We start from the raw sequence: 10,707 nt of genomic DNA, 5'->3' as shown, positions 1-10,707 counted from the left end.
GATTGACATCAAACCTCCCCGGGTTCCCCGGATTCACGGTCTCGAGCGGAGAACGTCGACCCCGTCTTATCTGCCGGGGGCAACCCCGCCTCCAGGCGTTGAAACGGGAGACCTTGATTTGAATCAAAGTCCCAACCCGCAGCCGGCCGTTACAGTAACAAAGTTCTCTTGAGTTTCATAAAAAGAGAGGCCGATATGACAATGCTGAAAGTCATCGAGGTGCTGGCGCAGTCCGATAAGAATTGGGAGGATGCTGCGCAGAAGGCGGTCGATCAGGCCGGGAAATCGGTCCGCGACATCAAGTCGATCTACATCAAGGAAATGGAAGCCAGCGTTGAAAATGGCAAGATTACCCGGTACCGGATCAACGGCAAAATTTCCTTCCTGCTGGAAAACTCCTGAGATGTCAGTGGCGCTGTATTGACGCATGGTCACGGAGGGGCAGGACGACCCATACGAAAGGTCGGTATGCGAAGTGGCCGGAGCGGGTGTCGGCGACGATGTGCGCCACGGGACGGACATGGCGGTTCAGGCGGTGCTGTTCGACATGGATGGCGTCGTTACCGACACGGCCGAAGCACACGCCGCTGCCTGGCAGCGGCTCTTCGACGAATTTCTGAAATCTTGGTCCGCGCGATATCGCGTCACCCTTCACCCCTTCGATCCGGATCAGGATTACAAGTCGTATCTCGATGGGAAGCCACGTTACGATGGCGTGGAAAGCTTTCTCGCCGCGCGAGGCATTTCGCTTCCCTGGGGTCTTGAAACCGATGGTCCGGAAGCCGAGACGATTTGCGGTCTCGGTAATCGGAAGAACGAAATATTCAGGGCTTGGCTCGACGAAAACGCCGCGAAAGTTTTTCCGGGAACAATGGCCTTCATGGAGGCGCTCGGGAAAGCGGGCGTAAGGAAAGCGGTCTTTTCGGCAAGCCGCAACGCGGCGGCTGTCCTGCGAAGCGCCGGGGTGCTGCAATCATTCGCGGTACGGCTGGACGGGGATGAGGCGGCGTCGCTCGGGCTGCCGGGCAAGCCAGATCCTGCCATGCTGATCGAGGCGGCGGCGCGGCTCGGGATCCCGCCCGTGAAGACAGCGGTCATAGAGGACTCGATCGCGGGTGTCACGGCCGGACGTGCTGGCGGCTTCGGTCTGGTCATCGGAGTTGACCGCGGCGGGAACGCAGCGCAACTGGCCGGAGCGGGTGCCGATATCGTGATCAATGATGTTGCCGAGCTAACCTGCAGCCGGGCCGGCGAAATCGGAATAAAGCGGCTCTCCACGCGGCCCCTTGCCACCTCCCATCTGGATGAGATCCGGGGTCGTCTGGCCGGCCACGTCCCCGTGGTCTTCCTCGATTACGATGGCACGCTGACACCCATCGTTGAGGACTATCGGCGGGCCTTTCTGCCGGCGGACATGCGGCAGGCCCTGCAGACCCTGAGTCGTCGCTGCCGGGTCGCCGTCGTGAGCGGGCGCGATGTCGCGATCCTCAGGGGGCTTGTGCAACTGAACTCACTGTACTACGCGGGCAGCCATGGGTTTGAGATTGAGGGCCCGGGCGGCTGGAAGCAAAGGCTGGAAAAAGGCGTGGAATTCCTGCCTGACCTGGACAAAATCGAGGCACAGCTCCGGGCGCGCCTGACCGATATCGATGGGCACGCCGTCGAGCGCAAACGTTTCTCTGTTGCAGTGCATTATCGAAGGGCCGGGGTGCAAGATGTTCCCCGCATTGAAAGAATCGTGGAGGAAGCCCTCACGGAGTTCCCCCGGCTCCACATGGGCCACGGAAAAAAGGTCTTCAGGGTTCAGCCTGATATCCGGTGGGACAAGGGCCGTGCGGTCGAATGGCTGGTGGAGCGGCTTGACTCTGACCAATCTGCCATACTCCCTCTCTATATAGGGGACGATATCACGGATGAGGATGCGTTTCGGGTCCTTGCAGGGACTGGCATGTCGATCGCGGTCCGGGGTGAGGAGGACAGGCAAACGGCCGCCGATTACGCCCTGCCGGACACGGATGAGGTAGCCCGATTTCTGAAGTTCCTTGCGGAAACTGGCGCGGGGGAGGCCTGAATGGATCAATGGTGTTTTGGGTACGACAAGTATGAGCCCGACCAGGAAGGGTTGCGCGAAACGCTCTGCACGTTGGGAAACGGGTATTTCGCGACACGCGGCGCCGCGCCGGACAGCACGGCCGACAATGTTCACTATCCCGGCACCTATCTCGCGGGCGGCTATAACCGTCTGACGTCCAAAGTCGATAATCGCGAAGTGGAGAACGAGGATCTCGTCAATTTCCCCAACTGGCTGAGGTTGACCTTCCGAATCGATAATGGTGACTGGTTCCGGCTCGACGAAGTCGAAATTCTGTCGTTCCGGCAGGAGTTGAACCTGAAGGCGGGCCTGCTCACCCGGAACATTCGCTTTCGTGACACGGACGGACGCACCACGCGCTGGTTCGAGCGCCGCATCGTCAGTATGGCGAACCCCAATCTGGCCGCCCTTTCAGTGGAAATCTCGGCCGAAGACTGGGCGGGCGTTCTCACGGTGCGCTCGGTGCTCGATGCTGCGATCACCAACGCAGGCGTGGCGCGTTACCGGGACCTGTCCAGCCAGCACCTGGAGACGACCGATCTGCATCATCTGGGTGAAGATGTCATCTTTCTCAGGGGACGAACCACCCAGTCCCTTATCCAATTCTCCCAGGCGGCCCGTACGCGGCTCTACCAGAATAATGCCGAGATCGGGGGTAAGCGCGAGGTCAAAATCCTCAAAGACCAGATCCGACAGGACATCAGCCATCCCATCAAGAAGGGAGAGAGCATTACAGTCGAAAAGATCGTGGCCTTCCACAGCTCGCTCGATCAGGCGATCTCGGAGCCGGGTCTCGAAGCGAAGCGCACTCTGGCGCATACCGGTCGGTTCGAGTCACTTTTTTCGGCCCACGCACTTGCCTGGAATCACCTCTGGGACGAATTCGATATCATCCTCGAGGACCATCTGACGGAAGACACCGCCCTTAATCTGCGCGTGAACGTTTTTCATCTGCTGCAAACCGTGTCCGTTCATTCCGTTGATCGGGATGCCGGGGTGCCGGCCCGGGGTTGGCATGGTGAAGCCTATCGCGGACACATCTTCTGGGACGAGGTATTCATTTTCCCATTCATGACTCTTCGGATGCCGATGCTGACTCGTGCGCTGTTGCGCTATCGCTACCGCCGGCTGCCCGAAGCGCGCCGGTCCGCTCAAGAGGCGGGCTACGAAGGGGCGATGTACCCCTGGCAAAGCGGCAGCGACGGTCGAGAAGAGAGCCAGCGGGTTCATCTCAATCCGCGCTCGGGCCGCTGGCTGCCCGACAACACCTACCGTCAACGGCACATCAACGCCGCCATCGCCTACAGCATCTGGAAATACCATCAGGCGACCGACGACCACGAGTTTCTGTACTTCTACGGTGCCGAAATGATGCTTGAAATTGCCCGGTTTCTCGCCAGCCTTACGACCTATAACGCCGCGATCGACCGATACGAGATAAAGGGCGTCATGGGGCCGGACGAATATCATACGGCCTATCCGGATGCCGATCCCGAACAGGAAGGCGGGCTCGCCAATAATGCGTATACCAATGTCATGGCGGCCTGGGTCCTGACACGCACCTGCGATGTGCTCGACCTGCTTCCCAAAGTGCAGTGCGAGAGGATTTGCGAAAAAATCGGCCTCAGCCTGGATGAGATAGACCAGTGGCAGGTCATCAGCCGCAAGCTCAGGGTTCCGTTCCACGACGGCGGCATTATCAGCCAGTTCGACGGCTACGGCGATCTGGCCGAGTTCGACTGGCGGGCGTACGAGAAAAAATACGGCGACATACAGCGCCTCGACCGGATTCTGGAGGCTGAGGGAGATACACCAAACCGTTACAAAGTTTCCAAGCAGGCCGACGTGCTGATGCTTTTCTATCTTTTCTCGGCCGATGAGCTTCGTTTGCTGTTCGAGCAGCTCGGCTATCCGTTCGAGTACGATACGATCCCGCGCAATGTGGAATATTACCTGTCCCGGACGTCCCACGGGTCCACCCTGAGCCGGGTGGCTCATTCCTGGGTGCTGGCGCGGTCCGACCGTCCACGGTCGTGGCACCTTTTCCAGCGGGCGCTCGAGAGCGACATTTCCGATATTCAGGGAGGCTCGACGCGGGAGGGCATACATGTGGGCGCGATGGCGGGCGCGATCGATCTCATCCAGCGCTGCTTCCTCGGGATCGAGATGCGTGCGAACGTCCTGCATTTCGACCCAGGCCTCCCCGAGAATCTCGGCGGCGTAAAAGTGCGCCTGCGCTACCGTCGCCAGGTGCTCGATGTGGAGGCCAATCACGAGCGTTTGCGGATCGCAAGCCGTGCCTTTACCGCGAATCCCATTACCATTGCCTATCGTGGCCGGTTTCGCGACGTGGCACCCGGTGATAGCTACGAATTCCGGCTTTTGCGGCCGGAAGAGCGGGACCGGGACGAAAACCGGAAACCACCGGGGACGGCTTTGGCCTCAGGGAGGTCGGCGCAAAATGGGTAACGGCGATCTTCTGCGATGGTTTTCCGACATTTCCCGGGCTGACGTTGCCGTTGTCGGCGGCAAGAACGCTTCTCTGGGGGAAATGGTTGCGCATCTTGGCGAGGCCGGCATCAGGGTTCCCGGCGGGTTTGCGACAACAGCGACGGCTTATTGGGAGTTTCTCGAGGCAAATGAACTCAAGCCGGTCCTGGCCGAGCGGCTCGGGGCCTTGAAAGAGGATGGCAGCAATCTCGCCGCGGTCGGGAAATCCGTTCGCAGGCTGATTCTGGAGGCAGATTTCCCCGTGGCGCTTTCGGATGCCATCCTCGACGCCTATCACGATATGACGGAACGAAGCGGCCACAGGGTTGGAAGCGTGGCGGTTCGTAGCAGCGCGACGGCGGAAGATCTGCCGGAAGCAAGCTTCGCCGGACAGCTTGAGACATTTCTCAACGTGCGGGGGGACGCCGCGTTGCTCAAGGCATGCAAGAAATGTTTTGCCTCTCTTTTTACCGATCGGGCGATCATATACCGGCGAAACCACGGCTTCGATCACATGGACGTGGCCTTGTCGGTCGGCGTGCAGGAGATGGTGCGTGCCGACAAGGCAGGGTCGGGCGTCATGTTTTCCATAGACACAGAAACGGGCTTTCCCGGCAGTGTGCTGATCAATGCAGCCTGGGGACTGGGTGAGACCGTTGTTCAGGGCATGGTCGATCCCGACGAATACCACGTCTTCAAGCCCCTGCTGAGCCATTCCCATCTCAAGCCCATCATCGAGAAGTCGCTTGGTGGCAAGGCGCAGAAGATGATCTATGCGAAGGGCGGCAAAGGCAGTTCAAAGCTGGTCTCTACCAGGATGAAGGAGCGGTCCGCCTACGTCCTCAACGATGAGGAAATCCTGCAGCTGGCCCGATGGGCGGTGGTAATCGAAGAGCATTACGGTCAGCCCATGGATATGGAATGGGCGAAGGACGGGCGTACTGGAGACCTGTTTGTCGTTCAGGCAAGGCCCGAAACCGTCCAGTCGCGGCGGGAGGCCCAAACGCTCAAGTCCTACAAACTGAAAACGACGAGCCGCAAGCTCGTCTCGGGGCTGGCGATCGGAGACGCCATTTCTACCGGAAAGGTTTGTCGGCTGGACAGCGCCCGGGATATCGATCAGTTCGTGCCGGGGGCGGTCCTGGTTACCGGCATGACGGACCCCGACTGGGTTCCGATCATGAAAAAGGCGGCTGCCATCGTTACGGATCACGGCGGACGTACCAGTCATGCGGCGATCGTGAGTCGGGAACTTGGACTGACCGCTATCGTCGGCGCGAGCGGGGCAACAGATACCCTCCAGGACGACGACGAGGTTACAGTTTCCTGCGCCGAGGGCGCGCAAGGAAACGTCTACGAGGGGGCGCTGGATTATGACGTCCGGGAAATCGACTTGGGGCAAATCCCGGCGACGGAAACCAAAATTATGGTCAACCTTGCCAATCCGGCCGCGGCTTTCCGCTGGTGGAGATTGCCGACCGATGGGGTCGGGCTCGCTCGCATGGAATTCATTATCGGGACCCAGATCAGGATCCATCCGATGGCGCTGGTTCGTTTCGAAACGCTCAAGGATAAAAAGGCGCGTCGTGAAATAGATGCACTGACAAAGGCTTACGACAACAAGTCGGAATATTTCGTCGAGACCCTCGCGCGAGGAATGGCGCGTATTGCGGCGGCCCATTTCCCCAATCGCGTAATTGTCCGGATGAGCGACTTCAAGACGAATGAGTATGCCAGACTTATCGGGGGTGAGGCGTTTGAGCCGGCGGAGGAGAATCCGATGCTCGGCTGGCGCGGGGCGAGCCGGTATTACAGCGAAGGCTATCGGGCCGGGTTTGCCCTCGAATGTCAGGCGGTTCGCCGCGCCCGCGAGGAAATCGGCCTCGACAACATTGTCGTCATGATTCCGTTCTGCCGGACCCTTGAAGAGGCCGATAACGTGCTCGAGGTCCTCGCGGAGAATGGCCTGATGCGGGGTAAAAACGGTCTCGATGTGTATGTGATGGTGGAGATTCCTTCAAACGTCCTGCTGGCGGAAAAATTCGCCGAGCGGTTTGACGGCTTTTCCATTGGATCGAACGACCTGACTCAGCTGATCCTAGGGGTCGATCGTGACAGCAGCCTGTTGAGCGGCCTCTTTGATGAGCAGAACGAGGCGGTAAAGGCGGCGATCGGCGATCTTCTGTCGAAAGCCCGAAAATCCGGAATCCCGACCGGGCTCTGTGGCCAGGCGCCCAGCGACCACCCGGAATTCGCGGCCTTCCTGGTATCCCAGGGGATTACCTCAATATCGGTAAGTCCGGACAGTTTTCTGGCGGTCAAGGAAGTTGTGGCTCGGACCGAAGCTGAATCCGGTCGTCCGGAGAGTACCTTGTGAAAATCGTGATCTTCGAAATCGAGCCTTGGGAACGCGAGGCCTTCGCCAGTCTCGAACGGGAGCACGATCTGGTTTTTGAGGCGGGACGTCTGGACAAGCATTCGGCCAGCAAGCACAGCGACGCGGAAATCATCTCGACCTTCATCTATTCGGCCCTGAACCGGGAAGTGCTGAGCCAATTTCCCGGACTCAAGCTGATTGCAACCCGGTCCACGGGGTTTGACCATATCGATCTCGACATCTGCCACGCCGGCGATATTACGGTAACCAATGTTCCGAATTACGGTGAAAATACGGTAGCCGAACATGTCTTTGCGCTGCTCCTCGCAATCAGTCATCGCCTGGTCGAGGCGGTGGACCGGACCCGCCGGGGCGATTTCACGCAGGCGGGACTGACCGGCTTCGATCTCGAGGGCAAGGTCATGGGCATCATCGGGACCGGCAATATCGGCCGCCATACGGCGCGTATCGCCAAAGGATTCGGCATGGACGTGCTTGCCTATGATACCAGGCCGGACGAGGCAGTGGCGGAAGAGGTGGGCTTTGAATACACGTCATTTATGGATGTGCTTGGCCGGGCAGATGTCTTGTCTCTGCATGTGCCGGCAACGACGGAAACCCGTCATATGATCGCCGATAGGGAATTTGACGCCATGAAAGACGGGGTCGTGCTGATCAATACGGCCCGGGGATCCGTTGTCGATGTCCGAAGCCTGTTGAGAGCCCTGTCCAGGGGGCGGGTGGCCGCGGCCGGGATTGATGTCCTGCCGGAAGAGCCGGTCATCAGGGAGGAGGCGGAACTATTGCGCTCGGCCTTTAGCCGGGAACATGATCTGGAAAGTCTCCTTGCAGACCATATTCTTTTGCGCTTGCGGAACGTTCTGATCACGCCCCACAGTGCCTTCAATACCAAAGAAGCGGTACGTCGTATCCTTGATACGACCCGCGAGAACATCGAAGCATTTATCGCCGGCAGGCCGCGACATCTGGTCAGCTGACCGGCAGATCCATCGGACGAGGCGCGGTTATGGATGACGCTCACGCGCAACCGGTGGAAAAAATCCTTCGGATGAGCGGCGTTCCGCTGGAGAGCGGTCTTACTCAGCCGGAGGTCGCAAAGAGGCGCCGGAAATACGGGCTGAACCGCCTCAGTGAAACGGCGCGTCGCGGTGTCTGGACCATCCTCCTGGGCCAGTTCCGGGGCATTATCATCTATCTCCTGGCGGCTGCCGCGGCGCTGTCCTTTTTTCTCGGGGACTGGGCCGAGGGCTGGACCATCGTCGCGGTCCTGGCCATCAATTCCACAATCGGGTTTACCACCGAATTGCGGGCCATCAAATCGATGGAATCCCTGCGCCGGCTTTCACGGGTGCACGCCCGGGTCCGGCGCGAAGGTCGCACCGTTACGGTCCTCGCTGATGAAATTGTCCCCGGCGACATAATTCTGCTTCAAAGCGGAGACGTCGTGCCAGCGGACCTTCGTCTTGTAAACTCCGCCGGACTGCAATGCGATGAGTCAGCTCTGACTGGCGAATCTCTGCCCGTATCGAAATCCGTCGGGCGGGTCTCCTCCGATGCCCCCGTGGCCGAGCGCACGAGCATGGCGTTCAAGGGCACGGCCGTAACGCGCGGCACCGGTATCGCGATCTCGGTTGCTACGGGTATGGAAACCGAGATCGGCAAGATCGCTACCCTGGCTGCTGAGGCGAAAGCCGAGATTTCCCCTTTGGAAAAGCGGCTTGACCGGTTGGGCGGGCAGCTCGTCTGGGCGACGTTAGGCTTGGCGGTGCTGATCGGCGTCAGCGGCGTTTATGCCGGCCACCCGTTCGCGACAATGGTCAAGACTGCCGTGGCGCTCGCAGTAGCCGCCGTTCCCGAAGGTCTGCCTATTGTGGCGACAGTGGCGTTGGCCCGTGGCATGTGGCGTATGGCTCGCCGGAATGCGCTGATAGAGAATCTCTCGGCCGTGGAGACTCTCGGTGCCACGACCGTTGTCCTGACGGATAAGACCGGAACGCTTACCGAGAACCGTATGACCGTGGACCGGATCCGGGTTGTCGACGGAATCGTGCAGCTCGACTCGAAGGCCGGTGGGGTGCATCCGACTGACGCCCTGAGTGACCAGGGCAAGGCGGCAAATGGACCAGCTCGGTTGGCCCTGCGGATCGCTGCTCTGTGTAACAATGCCTCTCTCGCCACACCGGATAATCAGGGTCGGACGGAACGTGATGAGGGCGATCCGATGGAAATTGCGCTACTTGCGGCCGGCCGGAGGGCGCGGATGGAGGCAGGTTCGCTGGAGGCGGAATTTCCCAGGGTGGCTGAAGAGCCGTTCAGCCCCGAAACCCGGATGATGGCGACAATCCACCAGCCGCCCGCCCGCCCGGGAACGGACATGAACTATTTCGTTGCCGTGAAGGGCGCGCCGGAAGAAGTCATCAGGCATAGCGTGCGTCTGTTCGCGGGTGAAGGGGCGGTCCCGCTCGACGACGCCGGTCGAACAGACTGGCTGCGATACAACGATGACATGACCTTGAAGGGATTGCGTGTTCTGGCCGTGGCTATGAAGGAAGCCAGTCAGCCAAATGTCATGCCTTATGACGATTTGACTTTGGTGGGGCTGGTGGGGCTGTTGGATCCGCCCCGAGCCGATGTCGGTGCCGCTATCGAAGCCTGCCATAGCGCTGGGGTTCGCGTGGTCATGATCACGGGCGACCATGCCGGGACGGCGCTGACGATCGCGCAGAATATCAACCTTGCGGGAGACGATGCTTCGGTCATCGATACAGCCGATATCCGGGCGGGCGAAGTCATACCGCCCGCAGAAGAAGCCCGGTTTCTCCAGGCATTAGTCTTTGCGAGAGTTAGTCCGGAAACAAAACTCTCCATCGTCTCCCTGTATCAGAGGAACGGTGAGATCGTCGCCATGACGGGAGACGGGGTCAATGACGCACCTGCACTGAAAAAGGCGGATATCGGTGTCGCCATGGGCCAGCGGGGCACGGAAGTCGCGCGCGAGGCTGCCGATATGGTTTTGCGGGATGACGCGTTTCCATCGATCGTGGCGGCCATGCGCCAGGGCCGGGTTATTTTCGGGAACATCCGAAAATTCGTGGTCTATCTGATGTCCTGCAATCTCAGCGAAATTCTTGTCATTGGCGGGGCAGCCATGAGCGGCCTGCCGCTTCCGCTGCTGCCGTTGCAGATACTTTACCTCAACCTGGTTACGGATGTTTTCCCCGCTTTCGCCCTGGGGTTTGGCGAAGGAGATCCCCACATCATGCGTCGCCCGCCGAGGGATCCGCGAGAGGCAATTCTCGGCCGGGATCGCTGGATCGCCATCGTGGTTTATGGCGTTTTCATAACATCCGCAGTGATAGCCAATTTCGTTCTCGCGCTTGGTCCCCTGGGCATGGGGGAACAGCAGGCGCTGACGATCTCATTCTTGACCCTGGCGTTCGCCCAGCTCTGGCATGTCTTCAATATGCGGGCGTCGGATGCGCCGCTGCTCAGAAATGAAGTGACGGAAAACCCGTTTGTCTGGGGCGCTTTGGCGCTGTCTGCCGCGCTTATTACGGGCGCTGTGGCCGTCCCCGGCCTTGCGGACCTTCTCGGCATGGCCATGCCCGATTTCCGCGGCTGGTGTCTCGCGATTGGTGGCAGTCTGGTGCCGCTGGCCCTGGGGCTCGGGCTTCATGTCCTCCGGCCGAACTGGCTTCGGCGGATGCAATGACCGGCCTCGTCGACC

Annotated in this window: 4 protein-coding genes and 1 pseudogene; all 5 read left to right on the top strand. The window is 59.9% G+C overall.

Features of this window, described 5'->3' with window-relative positions:
- Window positions 1-195: 195 nt before the first annotated feature.
- The 5 genes and pseudogenes from RLQ26_10965 (at window position 196) to RLQ26_10945 (ending at window position 10,692) form a co-directional block, all read left to right on the top strand.
- On the top strand, window positions 196-402 hold the full coding sequence (locus tag RLQ26_10965) for a dodecin family protein (GenBank protein ID MEQ9089243.1): 207 nt from the start codon (window positions 196-198) through the stop codon (window positions 400-402).
- 118 nt (window positions 403-520) lie between these two features.
- Window positions 521-4,561 (top strand): annotated as a pseudogene (gene otsB / locus RLQ26_10960) (trehalose-phosphatase).
- Window positions 4,554-6,959 carry a phosphoenolpyruvate synthase gene (ppsA, locus tag RLQ26_10955; GenBank protein ID MEQ9089242.1) on the top strand — a complete coding sequence of 802 codons (2,406 nt, stop codon included), beginning with the start codon at window positions 4,554-4,556 and terminating at the stop codon, window positions 6,957-6,959. The pseudogene otsB and the gene ppsA overlap by 8 nt, the downstream one beginning before the upstream one ends.
- On the top strand, window positions 6,956-7,957 hold the full coding sequence (locus RLQ26_10950) for a hydroxyacid dehydrogenase (protein ID MEQ9089241.1): 1,002 nt from the start codon (window positions 6,956-6,958) through the stop codon (window positions 7,955-7,957). The genes ppsA and RLQ26_10950 overlap by 4 nt, the downstream gene beginning before the upstream one ends.
- Window positions 7,958-7,986: 29 nt before the next feature.
- On the top strand, window positions 7,987-10,692 hold the full coding sequence (locus tag RLQ26_10945; GenBank protein ID MEQ9089240.1) for a cation-transporting P-type ATPase: 2,706 nt from the start codon (window positions 7,987-7,989) through the stop codon (window positions 10,690-10,692).
- The last annotated feature ends 15 nt before the right edge of the window (window positions 10,693-10,707 follow it).

The sequence above is a fragment of the Alphaproteobacteria bacterium genome (assembly GCA_040220875.1).
Lineage (GTDB): Bacteria > Pseudomonadota > Alphaproteobacteria > JAVJVX01 > JAVJVX01 > JAVJVX01.
Note: the sequence above shows the minus strand (reverse complement) of the source record. Positions and strands in the feature narration are given on the sequence as shown.

Bases quoted from the DNA above. Each gene is read 5' to 3' on its own strand.
- RLQ26_10945 (MEQ9089240.1), top strand. From the start codon at position 7,987: ATGGATGACGCTCACGCGCAACCGGTGGAAAAAATCCTTCGGATGAGC.
- RLQ26_10965 (MEQ9089243.1), top strand. From the start codon at position 196: ATGACAATGCTGAAAGTCATCGAGGTGCTGGCGCAGTCCGATAAGAAT.
- ppsA (MEQ9089242.1), top strand. From the start codon at position 4,554: ATGGGTAACGGCGATCTTCTGCGATGGTTTTCCGACATTTCCCGGGCT.